This window comes from Sphaerotilus mobilis (assembly GCF_004216565.1).
Classification (GTDB): Bacteria; Pseudomonadota; Gammaproteobacteria; order Burkholderiales; family Burkholderiaceae_C; genus Sphaerotilus; species Sphaerotilus mobilis.
On the sequence record NZ_SGWV01000001.1, the window covers coordinates 1 to 18,010 of the forward strand.

The 18,010-nt window shown below is 70.3% G+C and carries 15 protein-coding genes; 6 read left to right on the top strand and 9 right to left on the bottom strand.

The genetic code is table 11. The annotated features are described in order from the left end of the window. Positions 1–3,011: two-partner secretion domain-containing protein (locus EV685_RS00005; RefSeq protein ID WP_165396668.1), on the bottom strand; the 3,011-nt coding region annotated here is incomplete at its 3' end. Between the two features lie 276 nt (positions 3,012–3,287). On the opposite strand from EV685_RS00005, the gene cysC reads away from it, so the two are divergent. After that, positions 3,288–3,890, top strand: a complete 603-nt coding sequence (gene cysC, locus EV685_RS00010; RefSeq protein ID WP_242615338.1) for an adenylyl-sulfate kinase — start codon at positions 3,288–3,290, stop codon at positions 3,888–3,890. Here cysC and EV685_RS00015 read toward each other — a convergent pair. Beyond that, positions 3,830–4,315, bottom strand: coding sequence for a YqaA family protein (locus EV685_RS00015; protein ID WP_130479964.1), 486 nt, complete (start codon positions 4,313–4,315; stop codon positions 3,830–3,832). The genes cysC and EV685_RS00015 overlap by 61 nt on opposite strands. A gap of 186 nt (positions 4,316–4,501) precedes the next feature. On the opposite strand from EV685_RS00015, the gene dusB reads away from it, so the two are divergent. The 5 genes from dusB to EV685_RS00040 all read left to right on the top strand — a co-directional run bounded on the left by dusB (position 4,502) and on the right by EV685_RS00040 (position 10,491). Then, positions 4,502–5,560, top strand: a complete 1,059-nt coding sequence (gene dusB / locus EV685_RS00020) for a tRNA dihydrouridine synthase DusB (protein ID WP_130479965.1) — start codon at positions 4,502–4,504, stop codon at positions 5,558–5,560. Beyond that, positions 5,557–5,796: a Fis family transcriptional regulator gene (locus EV685_RS00025; RefSeq protein WP_130479966.1), complete on the top strand. Its 240-nt coding sequence runs from the start codon at positions 5,557–5,559 to the stop codon at positions 5,794–5,796. Before dusB ends, EV685_RS00025 begins: the two co-directional genes overlap by 4 nt. 82 nt (positions 5,797–5,878) lie before the next feature. After that, complete coding sequence (gene purH / locus EV685_RS00030) at positions 5,879–7,498, top strand: bifunctional phosphoribosylaminoimidazolecarboxamide formyltransferase/IMP cyclohydrolase (protein ID WP_130479967.1); 1,620 nt, start codon at positions 5,879–5,881, stop codon at positions 7,496–7,498. Between the two features lie 4 nt (positions 7,499–7,502). Next, on the top strand, positions 7,503–8,051 hold the full coding sequence (ruvC, locus tag EV685_RS00035; protein ID WP_130479968.1) for a crossover junction endodeoxyribonuclease RuvC: 549 nt from the start codon (positions 7,503–7,505) through the stop codon (positions 8,049–8,051). A 202-nt stretch (positions 8,052–8,253) separates the two neighbouring features. Next, positions 8,254–10,491, top strand: a complete 2,238-nt coding sequence (locus tag EV685_RS00040; RefSeq protein ID WP_165396669.1) for a sensor domain-containing protein — start codon at positions 8,254–8,256, stop codon at positions 10,489–10,491. Between the two features lie 45 nt (positions 10,492–10,536). On the opposite strand, the gene EV685_RS00045 is transcribed toward EV685_RS00040, so the two are convergent. From EV685_RS00045 to murC, 7 genes are all read right to left on the bottom strand, one after another. Next, positions 10,537–10,722 (bottom strand): hypothetical protein, encoded by a 186-nt coding sequence (locus EV685_RS00045; RefSeq protein ID WP_130479970.1) that lies wholly within the window; start codon positions 10,720–10,722, stop codon positions 10,537–10,539. A 10-nt stretch (positions 10,723–10,732) separates the two neighbouring features. After that, positions 10,733–11,668 (bottom strand): UDP-3-O-acyl-N-acetylglucosamine deacetylase, encoded by a 936-nt coding sequence (gene lpxC / locus EV685_RS00050; protein WP_130479971.1) that lies wholly within the window; start codon positions 11,666–11,668, stop codon positions 10,733–10,735. Between the two features lie 135 nt (positions 11,669–11,803). Beyond that, positions 11,804–13,093 carry a cell division protein FtsZ gene (gene ftsZ, locus EV685_RS00055; protein ID WP_130479972.1) on the bottom strand — a complete coding sequence of 430 codons (1,290 nt, stop codon included), beginning with the start codon at positions 13,091–13,093 and terminating at the stop codon, positions 11,804–11,806. Between the two features lie 274 nt (positions 13,094–13,367). Further along, positions 13,368–14,594 carry a cell division protein FtsA gene (gene ftsA, locus EV685_RS00060; RefSeq protein WP_130479973.1) on the bottom strand — a complete coding sequence of 409 codons (1,227 nt, stop codon included), beginning with the start codon at positions 14,592–14,594 and terminating at the stop codon, positions 13,368–13,370. A 19-nt stretch (positions 14,595–14,613) separates the two neighbouring features. After that, the gene (locus tag EV685_RS00065; protein WP_130479974.1) at positions 14,614–15,450 is read right to left on the bottom strand and encodes a cell division protein FtsQ/DivIB; all 837 of its coding nucleotides are present in this window, start codon (positions 15,448–15,450) and stop codon (positions 14,614–14,616) included. Between the two features lie 24 nt (positions 15,451–15,474). Beyond that, a complete protein-coding gene (locus tag EV685_RS00070; protein WP_130479975.1) occupies positions 15,475–16,524 on the bottom strand; it encodes a D-alanine--D-alanine ligase in 1,050 nt (349 codons plus the stop codon). Then, positions 16,521–17,933 carry a UDP-N-acetylmuramate--L-alanine ligase gene (murC, locus tag EV685_RS00075; protein WP_130479976.1) on the bottom strand — a complete coding sequence of 471 codons (1,413 nt, stop codon included), beginning with the start codon at positions 17,931–17,933 and terminating at the stop codon, positions 16,521–16,523. The genes EV685_RS00070 and murC overlap by 4 nt, the downstream gene beginning before the upstream one ends. Positions 17,934–18,010 lie beyond the last annotated feature (77 nt).

The following is an 18,010-nucleotide window of genomic DNA, read 5'->3' on the forward strand; positions in this document are numbered from 1 at the left end:
GTGCCGCTGCCACCGACCGTGGTGGTGCCAGCGGCGCTGCTCAAGCTGCCGCCGGTGACGGTGGTGGCCGTCGTGCCGGCCACGGTGACATCGCCCGCCGTGCTGCTGACCTGGCCCGCGCTGGTGACGGTGGCGCCGTTGATGGCGACGGCGCCCGCGCTGCTCGACACCTGCGCGGTGCTCGCCACATCGGCCACGTTGACGGCGGTGACGGTCAGTCCACCGGTGCTGGTCAGTGTGCCGGTGAGGTTCACTTCACCGCCCCGAATGGCCGTGGCCGCCGAGGTGATCGTCGCGTTGCCCACGGTGGTTGTGCCACTGCCACCGACCGTGGTGGTGCCGGTGGCGCTGTCCAGCGTGGCGGACAGCAGTTCGATCGCCGATTGCCCCGCATCGATCGTGAGCGCACCCCCAACGGTGCTCACCACGGTGCCGGCCTGCAAGGACACGCCCTTGAAGGTGGCGCTGGCGTTGTTGATGGTGTTCAGGCTGATGCTGCCACTCAGGGTCTCGAACCCCGAGGGCCGGCTGTCGAGGCCGCCGATTCGGATGCCGTAGGCGTCGGCGGACGGCAAGGTCATGCCCGACGCATCGGCGGTGACGCTGATGTTGCCGGTGCCGGTGTTGAGCAGTCTGAAGGACGCGTCCGGCCCGCCACCGATCAGCGATCCACCGGCGGCCAAGGCGCCGCTGCCACCCACGTTGACGTTGATGTTGCCGCTACCAGCGAGGTCGACCCGTAAGTCCCGGTTCGTGCTGACGCCCAGGACCGGGACGGCGATCGCGCCGCCGTTGTGGGTGGCGCGCAGCGTGATGTCGCGGGCGGTGTCGGTCGCGGTCAGGCGCAGGTTGGAGGCGCCGATCGCTGCGACGCTGCTGCCAGCGGCCACGGTCGAATCGACCGTGATGCCACCAGAGACGGTGCCGAAGGTCGTGCCGATGCCGAGGATGCCTCCGTCGGCGGAGGTCACCGAGATGTCGCCCGAGGTGGTTCGGATCGTCGAGTACTCGGAGCGCAAACCGCCCGCGGTGCGGATCGTGACGGCTCCGGCGCCCGTGGCGAGCGAGGTGGCGCGACCCAAGGTCAGGCTGGCCACGGAACCGCCGTCTGCAGATCCGATCGTGATGCCGCCACTGCCCGAGCGGGTGTCGATGTCGCCGGCCGAACCCTCCGTGTAGGTGGTGCTGGCGGCCAGGTTGACGTGGCCGCTGGTCAGCAGGCTGACGTGGCCGTCCGTGACGATGTTGCCCGCTGTCGTGAGGGTGATGCCGGCCGATCCCGCCGACAGCGTGACGTCGCCGCGCGGGCTCAGGTTGCCGTTGACGGTCATCGCACCGCCGCTGTCCAGGCGGACGTCGAGCACGCCGCTGCCGCTGCTGGTGATGTTGCCGTTCAGGGTCAGCGTGCCGTCGGCAATGAGGTGGAGCGTTGCCGAGGTGGACGCCGACAGGGTGATGTCGGCACCCGCCTCTTGGCGCAGGTTGCCGGCCTGCGTACCGGCGCCGGCCGTCGTCAGCGTGACGCTGGTGCCGGCGTCGAGCACCGCGTTGATGTCGGTGTTGCGCACCACCGAGGCGTTGGCGGTGGGACTGAAGGTGCTGACGTTGTCGGCGTCGGCCACGCCGCCGCTGTTGTTGCTGGTCGCCGCGGTGCTGATGGTGAGGTCGTAGGGGTCGAGCAGCCACTCGCCCGCCCGGCCGTTGGTGGCGCGGGCCGAGATGGCCACGCCGTCAACGTCGATGTGATGGCCGGAGGTCTCGATGAATCCGCCATGGCCGGACACCGCGCCACCGCGCGCACGCAGGTCGCCAGCGACTCGGGCATCGTCGCCCCAGATGATCAGGCGGCCGCCGTCGCCCTGGTCAGACGCCGACACATCGATCCGGGCGCCGCTGGCGACCACCGTGCGCGCGGCAGGATCGACCTGGCGCGCGTTGATCTGCAGGGCTGACCCCTTCAGGTCGGCGCCGATCCGGACCTGGCCCCCACCGTTCAGACCGACGGCCTCGATGCGGGCGGTCGGTCCGATGTGGATGGACTGGCCGGCCACGACGATGTCGCCACCACGGGCGTCGATTGCGTTGGCCTGCACGCTGCCGTCGAGCTGCACCTCACCGCCGATCGCCTCCAGCACGATGCGGCCCTGGGCGTCGCGGCCCAGGCCTTCGGCACCGGGCAGGCGATCCACCCGGATCAGGCCGTCGTGTCGCACGGCACCCGCGCCCACCTGCACCGAGCCACCGGCCGCCAGCAACTGGCCGAGGTTGACGACGCTGTGTGCCGGTGCCGCCACGATGTGGCTGATCTCGGGGCGCTCGAGGTCGGTCAGCGTGATGCGCTGGCCAGCCGCCAGCACGACCTGACCGCCGTCGACCTGGACCGTGCCACCCTGGGTCACCGCCCCGCCCAACAGCGCGACGGTGCTGCCGCGCGTGCCGACGATCTGGCCTTGCTGGATTACGCCGGCCGCACCGGAGCCGGCCTGTTCGAAGCGCAGCCGTCCGGCGGCGAAATCGGCATCGGACAGGTTCAGCGTCGAGGCGACGAAGCCGGCGGTGTCGACCCGCGCCTGGGCGCCGATCAGGATGCCGTTGCCGTTGATCACGAAGACCCGGCCGTTGGACTGCAGCAGGCCGAGGATCTCGCTGCCCCCGCTGCCGGTGACGCGGTTGAGCACGGCGCTGGCGGCGTTGCGCTGCTCGAAGCGCACGGCCTCGTTCGCGCCGATGTTGAAGCTGGCCCAGTCGATCACCGCCCCGGGCGTGTTGCGCACCGTCGTCTGTTGGCCCCGGGTGTGGATGTCGACCGTGCCGGCGCGCACCGTGGCGCCCTGTGGCGCGGCCCGCGCGGGCCCTTGGCCGCTGACGCCGGCCAGCAGCAGGGCGGTGACCAAGGGCAACAAGGAGCGGCCGACGGTGGCCGAGCCGGGGCCCTGGGCGCGGGCGGTTTCCTGGACGGCGACGCGCAGGCCGGTCGCCCGGTTGCGGACGACCCGATGGATGCGGTTCATGGCGTGTTTCCTTGCGAGCGGGCTCGAACAGCCCTTGACCATCGAGACGGTCGGACGATCTGGATCGACGCCAGTCGCAGCCGTCGCCGCGTCGCGTCAGAGGGTTTGAATCGGGCCGGGAGGCAAGCTGAATGCCTCGTTCATGTTGCGTCGACGGTCACGCACCCTTGAGCGACATCAAGGGCTTTTTTCGCCCGCTGTTGCCGGAAACGTGTCCTTTTCGGACCCTTACGCTGGCGGGACATCGACCCGAAAACCGGCGACTTGAGGACTTTTTTGAAAACGCTTGCACTGTCGAACGCTTGTCCAGCAACCCTCTGGTTCACCGGCCTGTCGGGTGCCGGCAAGACCACGCTGGTGCGGGCGCTGCAGGCCCGGCTCGAAGGCCAGGGCGTGCGCACCGCCGTGCTCGACGGCGACGCCTTGCGCAGCGGCTTGTGCGCCGATCTGGGCTTCGATGACGCCGCACGCGCGGAGAACGTGCGCCGCGCCGCCGAGGTCGCGCGGCTGATGAACGACGCCGGCCTGGTCGTGCTGTGCGCGCTGATCTCGCCGCGCCGGGCCCATCGCGAGCGGGCGCGCCACATCGTCGGCGCGGACCGTTTCCGTGAGATCCACGTGTCCACGCCACTGGCGGTCTGCGAAGCGCGTGACCCGAAGGGCCTGTATGCGCGGGCGCGGCGCGGCGAGCTGCGCCGCTTCACCGGTCTGGACGATCCCTATGATGTGCCCACCGCGCCGTGGTGGGCCGTGGACACCAGCCAGGTCGACCCGTCAGCCGCCGTCGACGCGTTGCTGAACCAGTTGCAAGGCCGGGCTCAGCCGATCGACACCGCGCCGGGAAAGACCCACAGCAAGCCGGCCGTCATCACGACATAGCGCAGCAGCTTGCCCACCGCCATCCAGGCCACGCAGGGCCAGAAGGGCAGCTTGAGCCAGCCGGCGACCAGGCACAGCGGATCGCCGACGATCGGCAGCCAGGCCAGCAGGCAGGCCTTGGGGCCGAAGCGCTGGAGGATCGCCAGCGCCCGGTTCTCCGGGCCGTGGTGGGTGACGCGTTCGTAGGCGCGCTCGGCGCCCCACCCCATCCACCAGGAGATCGCCCCGCCCAGCGTGTTGCCGGCGGTGGCCACCAGAACGACCGGCCAGAACTCGGCCGGGTTGAGCTTGACCAGCCCGAACACGACCGCCTCCGAGCCCATCGGCAAGATCGTGGCCGACAGCGTCGAGACGACGAAGACGGTCAGCAAGCTGTACTGCGGCAGGGCCAGCGTGGCCAGCAGCGAGGGGATCCAGGTGTCCATGGCGGCGCATTCTGGCGGTCCGGCAAGACACCCGCCGGGTGGCCGCGGCAAGCCCCGGGCCCCCCAGTTCCGGGGGAGGGCGCTGGCTATACTCTGCCTCCTTTTGCAGCAACCCAGCTGCGTCCAGAGCTGCCGGCGCCCCCTCCGGCGCCCGCCCCTCCTCCTCCGTTTCGCTCCCCCCACGTGATGCAGATCGGCCCCCACACGCTGCCGAACCGGCTGTTCGTTGCCCCCATGGCGGGGGTGACCGACCGCGCGTTCCGCCAGCTTTGCAAGCGCCTGGGGGCGGGCTATGCGGTCAGCGAGATGGTGAGTTCACGCCCCGAACTGCGCGACAGCCGCAAGACCAGCCGCCGGCTTGATCACGTCGGCGAGGTCGCCCCGATCGCCGTGCAGATCGCCGGCACCGACCCGGCGGAGATGGCCCAGGCGGCGCGCGACAACATCGCCTGCGGCGCCCAGATCATCGACATCAACATGGGCTGCCCGGCCAAGAAGGTGTGCAACGTCTGGGCCGGCTCGGCCCTGATGCGCGACGAGGACCTGGCGCTGCGCATCGTCGCAGCCGTGGTCGACGCCTGCGCCCCGCTGGGCGTGCCGGTGACGCTGAAGATGCGCACCGGCTGGTGCCAGCAAGATCGCAACGCACTGACCATCGCGCGCGCCGCCCAGGACGCCGGTGTGGCGATGGTGACGGTGCATGGCCGCACCCGCGAGCAGGGTTACAAGGGCGAGGCCGAATACGCCACGATCGCCGCCGTCAAGGCCGCGCTGACGATCCCGGTGGTCGCCAACGGCGACATCGACAGCCCGCGCAAGGCCGCCGCCGTGCTGGCCGCGACCGGCGCCGATGCCGTCATGATCGGCCGCGCCGCCCAGGGCCGGCCGTGGATCTTCCAGGAGATCCACCATTACCTCGCCACCGGCACCGAGCTGCCCGCGCCCGCCACGCTGCAGGTGCGCGACTGGCTGCTCGAACACCTGCAGGACCATTACGGCCTCTACGGCGAACTCGCCGGCGTGCGCACCGCCCGCAAGCACATCGGCTGGGCCGTACACGCGCTGCCCGGTGGCGGCGAGTTCCGCGCCCGCATGAACACCCTGTCGAGCACCGCCGAACAGTGGCGCGCGCTGGACGACTACCTGACCGGGCTGGCCGAACGCCACCCGGCCTGGCCCGACGCCCGCCCCGCGCCCGAGCCGGCCCACGACGACGTCCAGCCGCCGGCTGCCCTGACCGCATGAGTTCCTCACCTCCCATCGACGACTCCATCCGCCAGAACCTCGAGATCTACTTCGAGGACCTGGACGGCACCGAGCCGCATGCGCTCTACGAGATGGTCCTGAAGGCCGTCGAACGTCCGCTGCTGGACGTGGTCATGCGCAAGGCCGACGGCAACCAGAGCCGCGCTGCCGAATGGCTGGGCATCAACCGCAACACGCTGCGCCGCAAGCTGATCGAGCACAAGCTCATCGACTGAGCCAGCCAGCGCCTTCGGGCACTGCGGCGCGCCCGCTCCCCATCCTGAACCCCACTGCGGCCGATGTCGGCCCGAGCCCACCATGACCACCGCCCTCCTCTCCGTTTCCAACAAGACCGGCGTCGTCGACTTCGCCCGCGGCCTGCACGCCCTGGGTGTGAAGCTACTGTCGACCGGTGGCACCGCCAAGCTGCTGGCCGATGCCGGCCTGCCGGTCACCGAAGTGGCCGAGCACACCGGCTTTCCCGAGATGCTCGACGGCCGCGTCAAGACGCTGCACCCGACCATCCACGGCGGCCTGCTGGCGCGCCGTGACGTGCCCGAACACATGGCCGCGCTGGCCGCCCACGGCATCGCCACCATCGACCTGCTGGTCGTCAACCTCTACCCCTTCGAGGCGACGGTTGCCAAGGCTGGCTGCTCGCTGGAAGACGCGATCGAGAACATCGACATCGGCGGCCCGGCCATGGTGCGCAGCGCCGCCAAGAACTGGGCCGACGTCGCCGTGCTGACCGACGCCAGCCAGTACGCCGAGGTGCTGGCCGAGCTGCGCGCCGATGGTCGCACCAGCCGCGCCACCCGCTTCAAGCTGTCGGTCGCGGCCTTCAACCGCATCAGCAACTACGACGCGGCGATCAGCGACTACCTGTCTTCGCTGGTCGACGGCGCGGCAAGCGCTGCCGGCGCCACACCAGCGCGCCGCGAGTTCCCGGCCCAGTCCAACGGCCGCTTCGTCAAGCTGCAGGACCTGCGCTATGGCGAGAACCCGCACCAGGCCGCCGCCTTCTACCGTGACCTGCACCCCGCGCCCGGCTCGCTGGTGACGGCCCGCCAGCTGCAGGGCAAGGAGCTGTCCTACAACAACATCGCCGATGCCGACGCGGCCTGGGAATGTGTCAAGAGCTTTGACGCCGCTGCCGGAGAGGTCGCCTGCGTCATCGTCAAGCACGCCAACCCCTGCGGCGTAGCCCTCGGCTCGGACGCCGCCCAGGCCTATGCCAAGGCCTTCCAGACCGATCCGACCTCGGCCTTCGGCGGGATCATCGCCTTCAACACGACGGTCGACCGCGCCGCTGCCGAACACGTCGCCAAGCAGTTCGTCGAGGTGCTGATCGCGCCGGCCTACAGCGACGAGGCGCTGGCCGTCTTCGCCGCCAAGGCCAACACCCGCGTGCTGCAGATCCCGCTCGACGGCATCGACCGCCGCAGCGCCTCGGCCTGGCAGCGCGGCCAGAACGCCCATGACGTCAAGCGCGTCGGCTCGGGCCTGCTGATCCAGAGCGCCGACAACCACGAACTGCAGCGCGCCGACCTGAAGGTGGTGACCCAGCTCGCGCCGTCTGACGCCCAGATCAACGACCTGCTGTTCGCCTGGAAGGTCGGCAAGTTCGTCAAGAGCAATGCCATCGTCTTCTGCAAGGACGGCATGACGGTGGGCGTCGGTGCCGGCCAGATGAGCCGGCTGGACTCCGCCCGCATCGCCAGCATCAAGGCCGGCCACGCCGGTCTGACGCTGGCTGGCAGCGTGGTCGCCAGCGACGCCTTCTTCCCCTTCCGCGACGGCCTGGACGTGCTGGCCGATGCGGGCGCGCTGTGCGTGATCCAGCCGGGTGGCTCGATGCGCGACCCCGAGGTCATCGCCGCCGCCGACGAGCGCGGCATCGCGATGGTCTTCACCGGCGTGCGGCACTTCCGCCACTGATCCGGTGCGCATCCTCGGCATCGACCCCGGCCTGGTCTCGACCGGCTTCGGCGTGATCGAGGCCGACGGCCCCAGGCTGCGCTACATCGCCAGCGGCACGATCAAGACGCGCGAGGCGGCCATCGGCGATCTGCCCGGCCGCATCAAGATCATCTTCGAGGGCGTGCGCGAGGTCGTCTCGACCTATCAGCCGAACGCCGCCGCGCTCGAGATCGTCTTCGTCAACGTCAACCCGCAGAGCACGCTGCTGCTTGGGCAGGCGCGTGGCGCCGCACTGGCCGCGCTGGTCAGCGCCGACCTGGCGGTGGCCGAGTACACGGCGGTGCAGATGAAGAAGGCCGTGGTCGGCCACGGTCAGGCGCGCAAGGAGCAGATCCAGGCCATGGTCGCCCGGCTGCTGCAACTGCCCGGCGAACCCGGCAAGGACGCCGCCGACGCGCTCGGCCTGGCCATCGCCCACGCCCACGCCGGCAGCACCTTCGCCGCCGCCGCCGCCAGCACCACGCTGACACGTCGCCAGCACGCGCAGTACAAGGGCGGTCGGATCTATTGACGGTCCCCAGGTCCGGGCTGCGCCCGGCCCGGCAGTTCCTGGCTATCGCCCCGCGTGGCGCTTGATGCTGCTCAAGCGTCGCCCGGCACTGGCGGAAGATGTGGGCCTGCATCACGCCGCAAGCCTTGCGGGGGCTGGCCCGCCTCCATCGCGGCGCGTACGATCGAAAACCGAACCGACGGCCTCGATCCTGCTCCTGCCCATGCCCGCCCCATCGACCCCGACCCCGTCGGAAGCACGGCTGGCCAGCGACCTGCTGGCGGTGGTGTTGCGCGTGTTCGAGTATGGCCCTTGCGCCGTCTGGATCTGCGATGCCGACGAGACCGTCGTGCATGCGACCGCCGCGAGCGCGCGGCTGCTGGGGCTGGCACCGGACGCAGCGCTCGGGCGTCGTCCCGAGGACGTGCTCGAAGGCCCGAGCGGCAACCTGACCCGCTGGGGCCTGCTGCGCCAGCGCGCCGACCAGGACGGTCAGGCCAGCGTCGACATGCTGCTGGGCACCGGCGACGACCAGGCCCTGTGGTGCCGCCTGACGCTTGAACGCCTGCCGGTCGACAGCGACCAGCCCGGCGCGCCCCGCTTGTCGGCGCTGGTGCTGCAGGACATCACCGACACCCGCATCCAGCAGGCCCTGCAGGCGCCCGTGCTGGACGCCATCGTGCACGAGCGCCCGCTGCACGAGCTGATGACGCTGGTCTGCCGGCAGGTCGAGACGCTGGCGCCGGACGTTGTCGCCACGGTGCTCCGCATCGATGAGGACCAGTGCATCGACCCGCTCGCCGGCCCGAGCTTTCCGCCCGAGGTGGCGGCCTCCTACAAGGGCGTGCCCATCGGCCCGAGTGTGGGCTCTTGCGGCACTGCCGCCTGGCGCGGCAGCCCCGTGCTGGTGACCGACATCGCCAGCGATCCGCTGTGGGTCCAGTACCGCCACACCGTGCTGCCGCTGGGCTTCAAGGCCTGCTGGTCGAGCCCGATCAAGAACCACGCCCAGCGCGTGCTGGCGACCTTCGCCTTCTACTTCCGCCAGGCACGCGGCCCGTCGGATCTGCACCGGCGGCTGGTCAGCACCTGCCTGGACCTGTGCACGCTGGCCTTCGAGCGCGAGCACACACGCGCCCACATCCATGCGCTGGCCTACTACGACGGCCTGACCGGTCTGCCCAACCGCCGCGAACTGCAACGGCTGGCTGACGAGGCGGTGCAGTCAGCCCTGCGCGAGCAACAGCCGCTGGCCCTGCTGTTCATCGACCTGGACGACTTCAAGCTCATCAACGACAGCCAAGGCCACGGCGTCGGCGACAGCGTGCTGCGGCTGGTGGCCCAGCGGCTCGAACGCTCGGTCCGGCAAGACGATCTGGTCGGCCGGCTCGCGGGCGACGAGTTCGTGGTCGTGCTCCCTGGCTGCGACGCCTACGCGGCCCGCGACATGGCAGAGCGCATCGCCGCCCGTCTGATCGATCCGCTGTCCGTGCCCAACCCGCCCGGCGCGGCTCTGACGCTGCATGCTGGGGCCAGCATCGGCCTGGCCATGCTGCCCGAGGACGGCGAGGACGTGGAGACCCTGCTGCGGCACGCCGACCTGGCGATGTACCAGGCCAAGGCCCTGGGACGCGGCCAGCTCGCCTTCTTCCATCGCACGCTGGACGAACGCAACCGGGAGCGCATGCGCCTGGAGATCGATCTGCGCCGCGCCATCGGCGCGGGGGAACTGACGCTCGTGTACCAGCCGATCGTGCGGGCCAACCCGCAAGGCATCCTGGGCCTGCACAGCGTCGAGGCCCTGACACGCTGGCACCACCCGCAGCTCGGGCCGATCGAGCCGTCACGCTTCATCGCGCTGGCCGAGTCCAGCGGCTTGATCGGCGCGCTCTCGCGCTGGGCGGTCGACAGCGCCTGCGCCCAGATGGCGGCCTGGCGGCGCGCCGACGTGGCGGTGCCGCAGGTCGCGGTCAACCTGTCAGCCCGCGACTTCCAGGACCCGGGCCTGGTCGACTGGGTCTCGGCCACCCTGAGCCGCCATGGACTGCCCGGCGAATCCTTGACGCTGGAACTGACCGAATCGGCCCTGCTGGACCGCCGCAACGACAACCCGCCCGAACTGGAAGCCCTGCGCGCACTGGGCGTGCGGCTGGCCCTGGACGACTTCGGCACCGGCTATTCGAGCCTCAGCCACCTGCACCGCCTGCCGATCCAGCGCATCAAGCTCGACAAGAGTTTCGTGCACGACCTGGAAGGCGACGGCAACGCACAGGTCCTGACCACCACGGTGCTGCGCATCGGCGAAAGCCTGGCGCTGGAGGTCGTCGCCGAGGGCGTCGAGACCGAGTTCCAGTCCCGCTTCCTGATCGAACGCGGCTGCACGCTGCTGCAGGGCTACCTGCATGGTCGACCGATGCAGGCGCAGGCGCTGGCGGGGTGGATCAGGGACGTGCTGGGGTGAGGTGACTGGCGGGGGGCGACCCGATCACCCGGTCACACGACGTGGCTACAACGCCAGCGTCAGCCGTTCCAACAGCAGCACGACCGCGCCGGCCAGGGCGGCCAGCACGGTCCACTTGATGATCAGCAGGCCGCGCTGGCGCCAGACCGTCTGGCCGGTGGCCATGTAGGCGGCGACGCAGGCGATGGCCGCGACCATCAGCAGCATGAAGACCAGGCGGATCACCAGCATGGCGTCTTGCTCACCAGGCCGGCGCGAGTTCGGCCATGCCTTGCGGGGCGAGCTTCTCGTCCTCGAAGGTGACGACCTCCCAGGCGCTGGCGTCGGCCAGCAGCGCGCGCAGCAGCTGGTTGTTCAGCGCGTGGCCGCTCTTGAAGGCGACGTAGTGGGCCAGCAGCGGCATGCCGCAGAGGAAGAGGTCGCCGATGGCATCGAGGATCTTGTGCTTCACGAACTCGTCGTCGTAGCGCAGGCCGTCGCTGTTGAGCACGCGGTAGTCGTCGACCACGATGGCGTTGTCCATCGAGCCGCCGAGCGTCAGGCCGCGCGAGCGCATCAGTTCGAGGTCCTTGGTGAAGCCGAAGGTGCGGGCCCGCGCGATGTCGCGCTTGTACAGGCCCGAGCCCATGTCGAAGACCACGCGCTGGCCGGTCTGGTCGACGGCGGGGTGGTCGAAGTCGATCTCGAAGGTCAGCTTGTAGCCGTGGTGCGGTTCGAGCCGCGCCCACATCGCGCGCTGGCCTTCGCCGACCTTGACCTCGATGGGCTTGCGCACGCGCAGGAAGCGCTTGGGCGCGTTCTGCAGCTCGATGCCGGCGCTCTGCAGCAGGAAGACGAAGGACGCGGCCGAGCCGTCGAGGATGGGCACTTCCTCGGCCGTGATGTCGATGTAGAGGTTGTCCAGTCCGAGCCCGCAGCAGGCCGACATCAGGTGTTCGACCGTGTTGACCTTGGGGGCGCCGGGGTCGCCGCCGGGTGACAGCGTGGTGGCCATGCGGGCCTCGCAGACGCCGTCGGCACGCACGGGGATGTCGACCGGTTGCGGCAGGTCGATGCGCCGGAACACGATGCCGGTGTCGGGGGGCGCTGGCCGCAGCGTCAGCTCGACCTTGCGGCCGCTGTGCAGGCCCACGCCAACGGCGCGGGTGAGCGACTTCAGGGTGCGTTGCTTGAGCATGGCGCGATTTTAGAAGTGCGATCCAGCATGGCAGGGTCGACGACCGATGGCCTTTGCCCATCGTCGCGATGGCCAAAAACCCGGCGCGTGGGGCTCACGCGCCGGGATCAAGGAGAACAACGGGATCGCTGCGGCTCAGTCGGCCTGCTTGCGCAGGAAGGCCGGGATCTCGATCTCGTCCATGCCGTTGCTGGCCAGCGCGTCGACCTTGGCGGCCGCCTGGGTGCGGTTGTTGCGCCAGACGCTGGGCACCACGAACTCGTTGCCGACGCCGACCGGCGAGGCCATCGCGCCCGCGCCCATGCCGCCCACCGCCGCACCATGCCCGGCCGCGCTGGCATGCAGCGCGTGCGCGCCGATGCTGGCCGGGGCCGCGACGGACTGGGTCAGCACGGGGATGTTGTCGGTGCCGGTGCGCTGCACCACGACCTGCGGCTGCTGCACGACCTGGATGGTCGGTGCGGCACGGCGGGTCGAGGCCAGGCCGGTGGCGATCACCGTGACACGCAGCGCGTCGCCCAGGCTCTCGTCGTAGGCGGTGCCGAAGATCACGTGGGCATCTTCCGCTGCGTAGCGGCGGATGGTGGTCATCGCGTTACGGCTCTCGGCCAGCTTGAAGGTCTGCTTGCTCGCGGCGATCAGCACCAGCACGCCGCGTGCACCGGACAGGTCGATGCCTTCGAGCAGCGGGCAGGCCACGGCGGCCTCGGCGGCCTTGGTGGCGCGGTCCGGACCGCTGGCGGTCGCCGTGCCCATCATGGCCTTGCCAGGCTCGCTCATCACCGTCTTGACGTCCTCGAAGTCGACGTTGACCAGGCCGGGGATGTGGATGATGTCGCTGATGCCGCCGACGGCGTTCTTGAGCACGTCATTGGCTTCGGCGAAGGCCTGTTCCTGGGTGACGTCGTCGCCCATGACTTCGAGCAGCTTCTCGTTGAGCACAACGATCAGGCTGTCGACGTTGGCCTCCAGCTCGGCCACGCCGTGGTCGGCCTGCTTCATGCGGCGGTTGCCCTCGAACTCGAAGGGCTTGGTGACCACGCCCACGGTCAGGATGCCCATCTCCTTGGCGATGCGCGCGATCACCGGTGCCGCGCCGGTGCCGGTGCCGCCGCCCATGCCGGCGGTGATGAAGACCATGTGCGCGCCGCCGAGCGACTCGCGGATGCGGTCCTGCGCCTCTTCGGCCGCCGCCTTGCCCTGGTCCGGACGCGAGCCCGCGCCCAGGCCGGTGTGGCCCAGCTGCAGCAGGCTGTGCGCCTGCGAGCGGTTCAACGCCTGCGCGTCGGTGTTGGCGCAGATGAACTCCACGCCCTGCACGCCCTGTCCGATCATGTGGTCGACCGCGTTGCCGCCGCCGCCGCCCACGCCGATCACCTTGATCTGCGTGCCCATGTCGAATTCCTCGATCATTTCGATGCCCATGCCGCTCTCCTTGAACTTGCGTCGTTTGTCTGTGTGTCGTGGGTCTGCGTGAACCTGGCTGACTTCTTGTTGTCGTCCTGACCGGTGGCGTCCGCGACGCAGAACCTGCGCGGTCCACCGGGGCGACCGACCTGCCCGTGCAGGGGCGGTGCGCCTTGTGTGTGGGTCATGTCCATGTGACGGTGTCCTCCCCTCGCGCCGCTGTTGTGGCTGTCGTGGCCGGTATGGCTGAGGTGGCTGTGGTGGCTGTCGTGACTGTTGTCATGCTCATCGCTCAGAAGCTCTTGAGGAACCAGTCGCGCGCCTTGCCGATCCAGCCGCCGGACGGGCTGGACTGCGACGCCCGGATGCCGCGCGCACGCGCCAGACGGGCCTCTTCGAGCAGGCCCATGACAGTGGCCGCACGCGGGTGGGCCACCATGTCGTAGAGCGCGCCGCCGTACAGCGGCACGCCCTTGCGCACCGGCTTGAGGAAGATGTCCTCGGCCAGCTCGACCATGCCGGGCATGACGGCGCTGCCGCCGGTCAGCACGATGCCGCTGGAGAGCAGCTCCTCGCAGCCGCTCTCGCGGATGACCTGGTGGACCAGCGAGAAGATCTCCTCGACCCGCGGCTCGATCACGCCGGCCAGCGCCTGGCGGCTCAACATGCGGGGTGGGCGGTCGCCCAGGCCGGGCACTTCGAGCTGCTCGGACGGATCGGCCAGCAGTTGCTTGGCCACACCGTGTTCGACCTTGATCTCCTCGGCGTCCTTGGTGGGCGTGCGCAGCGCCATCGCGATGTCGCTGGTGATCAGGTCGCCAGCGATCGGGATGACGGCGGTGTGGCGCACCGCGCCGTCGGTGTAGATCGACACGTCGGTGGTGCCCGCGCCGATGTCGACCAGCGCGACGCCGAGGTCGCGCTCGTCGGGCGTCAGCACCGCCAGCGCCGAGGCGCTCGGGTTGAGCACCAGGTGGTCGACCTCCAGGCCACAGCGGCGCACGCACTTGACGATGTTCTCGGCCGCGCTCTGCGCGCCGGTGACGATGTGGACCTTGACCTCCAGCCGGCCACCGCTCATGCCCACCGGCTCGCGCACCTCGTGGCCGTCGATGACAAATTCCTGCGGCTCGACCAGCAGCAGCCGCAGGTCGCCAGGGATGTTGATGGCCTTGGCGGTCTCGACCACGCGGGCGACGTCGAAGGCGGTGACCTCCTTGTCGCGCACGATCACCATGCCGGTGGAGTTCTGCCCGCGCACATGGCTGCCGGTGATGCCGGTGTAGACGCGGCCGATGCGGCAGTCGGCCATCATCTCGGCCTCCTTGAGCGCCTGCTGGATGCTCTGCACCGTCGCATCGATGTTGACGACCACGCCGCGCTTGAGGCCGCTGGAGTTCGCCACCCCCAGGCCGGCCACGCGCAGCTCGCCGTCGTGCTGGACCTCGGCCACCACCGCCATCACCTTGGCGGTGCCGATGTCCAGTCCGACGATGAGGTCCTTGTATTCCTTGGCCATGTTCTTCCTTGTCCCTGCCTCAGCGGCGACGCGCGGCCGCAGCCGTCGCAGGTTCCTGGGTGCCCAGGCCGAGCAGCTGCAGCGCATAGCCGTCGCGGTGGCGCAGGTCGGCGTGCACGAGGGCGCGCTGCTCGAACTGCTGACTGACCTGGCGCACGCTGAGCGCGAAGCGGCGGGTGCGCTGCACCACCTCGTCAGGCTCGCCGCGACCGATCTCGATGACGGCGCTGGCCTTGTCCAGCGTGGCCTGCCAGCTGCCACCGTCGGACAGCGCCAGGCGGGCGATGCGCGCACCCAGCGGCGCAAACTCGGGCGACAGGCGTTGCCACATGGCCCAGACCTGTGCGGCGCTGTCGGCATCCGGGCCGCGCAGCGTGGGCAGGCCGTCGTCGTCGAGGTCGCCCAGGTTGACGTCGAAGACCTCGCCGTGGCTGTTGACCAGATGCGGGTCGCCGGCCGGCCGTTCCCAGTAGGCCACCGGCACATGCTCCTCGAGCTTGACCACCAGCCGCTGCGGCCAGACCCGCCGGACCTGCGCATGGCGGACCCAGGGCAGTTCCTCGAAGGCCGCCTTGGCCTCACGCAGGTCCATGTCGAAGTAGCCGCCCTGGAGCTGCGGCAGCACCTGTTCGGTCAGGCTGCTGGCGCGGGTGTGCGCAACCGGGCCGACCAGCACGATCTCACGCAGCGCGAAGGCCGGCCGGTGCATCGCCCATGTGGCGAGGCTGACCAGCAGGGCCAGCAGCGCCACACCCAGCAGCAAGCCCGCACCCACGCGCATCAGCCGCACGTCGCCGGGCAGCGTCGCGGGGTCGATGGGGCGCTCGGGGCGCTGCAGGGTGGCGGTGGCGTTCATGGTGGGGATCGGGCCTGTGACGCGTCAGACGCCCGGCGCGGCGCTGGTCGCGGCAGCGGGCGGGTTGTCCAGCCGTGCGGTCGCGAGGATGTGCAGGCACAAGGTCTCGTAGTCCATGCCGGCCGCGCGGGCCGACATCGGCACCAGCGAATGGCCGGTCATGCCCGGCGAGGTGTTCATCTCCAGCAGCAGCGGCTGACCATCGCCGTCACGCAGCATCAGGTCGGCGCGGCCCCAGCCACGGCAGCCCAGGCTGCGGTAGGCGGCCAGCGTCAGGCGCTGCACCTCGGCTTCCAGCGCCGGGTCCAGCCCGGCCGGGCAGAGGTACTGGACCTCGTCGGTGAAGTATTTGTTCTGGTAGTCGTAGCCAGCCGCTGGCGGCACGATGCGGATCACCGGCAGGGCGACCGCGTCGCGGCCCTCGCCCAGCACCGGGCAGGTCAGCTCGGCGCCGTCGATGAAGGCTTCGCACAGCACGTCGGCGTCGTAGCGCGCGGCCAGCGCCACGGCCTCCGGCATCTGCCATGGGCCCTGCACCTTGGTGACGCCGATGGAGCTGCCTTCACGCGGCGGCTTGACGATCAGCGGCAGGCCCAGCGTGTCGACCACCGTCTGCAGGTGCGCGGCATCGACCTCATCGGGCGCCAGCCGGGCCCAGGCCGGCGTGGCCAGCCCTTCGGCCTGCCACAGGCGCTTGGTCATGACCTTGTCCATGGCGATGGCCGATGCCATGACGCCCGAGCCGGTGTAGGGGATGTGCAGCAGCTCCAGCGCGCCCTGCAGCGAGCCGTCCTCGCCGTGGCGGCCGTGCAGCGCGATGAAGCAGCGCGCATAACCATCACGCTTGAGCTCGATCAGCTCGCGCTCGGACGGGTCGAAGGCGTGCGCATCAACGCCGCGCGAACGCAGCGCCTGCAGCACGCCGCTGCCGCTCATCAGCGAGACCTCGCGCTCGGCCGAATCACCGCCCATCAGCACGGCAACCTTGCCCAGCGCCTTCACGTCAATGTGGGCGTCGATGCGGGCGACGATGGCGGTGTCGACGGGGCTCTTGATCACGTCACTCGTGTTCATGCACGCTCCTTCAGCAGCTCGACCACCCGGGCCGGCACGCCACCGATCGAGCCGGCACCCATGGCGATGACCACGTCGCCCGGGAGCGCCTGTTCGACGATGGCCTGGGGCAGCGTCGCGATGTCATCGACGAACAGCGGGTCGACCTTGCCGGCCACGCGCAGCGCGCGCGCCAGGCTGCGGCCGTCGGCGGCGACGATCGGTGCCTCGCCAGCGGCATAGACCTCGGTCAGCCAGATCGCGTCGGCCGTGCCCATGACCTTGACGAAGTCCTCGAAACAATCGCGGGTGCGGGTGTAGCGGTGCGGCTGGAAGGCCAGCACGAGTCGGCGGCCGGGGAAGGCTCCCCGCGCGGCCGAGACCACCGCGGCCATTTCGACCGGGTGATGACCGTAGTCGTCGATCAGCGTGAAGGTTCCGCCGCCGTGGCTGCTCGGCAGGTCGCCCCAGCGCTGGAAGCGCCGGCCCACGCCGCTGAACTGGGCCAGCGCGGCGACGATGGGCGCGTCGGGCAGTTCCAGCTCGGTGGCCACCGCGATGGTCGCCAGCGCGTTGCGCACGCTGTGTTCGCCGGGTAGGTTGAGGGTGATGGCCAGGTCGGGCAGCACGACCCCGTTGCGGCGCTGGCAGGTGAAGCGCATCTGCCCGCCGGGCAGCGCGACGACGTCAACCGCGCGCACCTGCACGTCCTCGCCCAGGCCATAGGTGATGACCGGCCGCGAGATCATCGGGATGATCGAGCGCACGCCCGGGTCGTCGCCGCACAGGACTGCCGCGCCGTAGAAGGGCATCTTGTGCAGGAAGTCGACGAAGGCCTGCTTGAGCCGGGCGAAGTCGTGCCCGTAGGTGTCCATGTGGTCGGCGTCGATGTTGGTGACGACCGACAGCACCGGCAGCAGGTTCAGGAAGGACGCGTCGCTCTCGTCGGCCTCGACCACGATGTAGTCGCCCGAGCCCAGCGCCGAGTTGGCGCCGGCCGCATTGAGCTTGCCGCCGATGACGAAGGTCGGGTCCAGCCCGGCTTCGGCCAGCACGCTGGTGACCAGCGAGGTGGTGGTCGTCTTGCCGTGAGTGCCGGCAATCGCGATGCCCTGCTTCAGGCGCATCAGCTCGGCCAGCATGACGGCACGCGGCACCACCGGGATGCGGGCGGCACGGGCGGCGATGACCTCGGGGTTGTCGCCCTTCACCGCAGTCGACGTGACCACGGCCTGCGCACCGACCACATGGGCCGCGTCATGGCCGATGTGGATGCGGATGCCCAGCTCGGCCAGCCGGCGCGTGACCGACCCATCGGCCTGGTCCGAGCCCGACACCACATAGCCGAGGTTGTGCAGGATCTCGGCGATGCCGGACATGCCGGCGCCACCGACGCCCACGAAGTGGATGTGCTTGACGGCGTGTTTCATGTCTGCCCCTCGTCCGTCGAAGTCGCCGGCCGATCCCCCGAGGGGATGCCGGTCCGGCTTGGGGCGGCCCGGCGCTC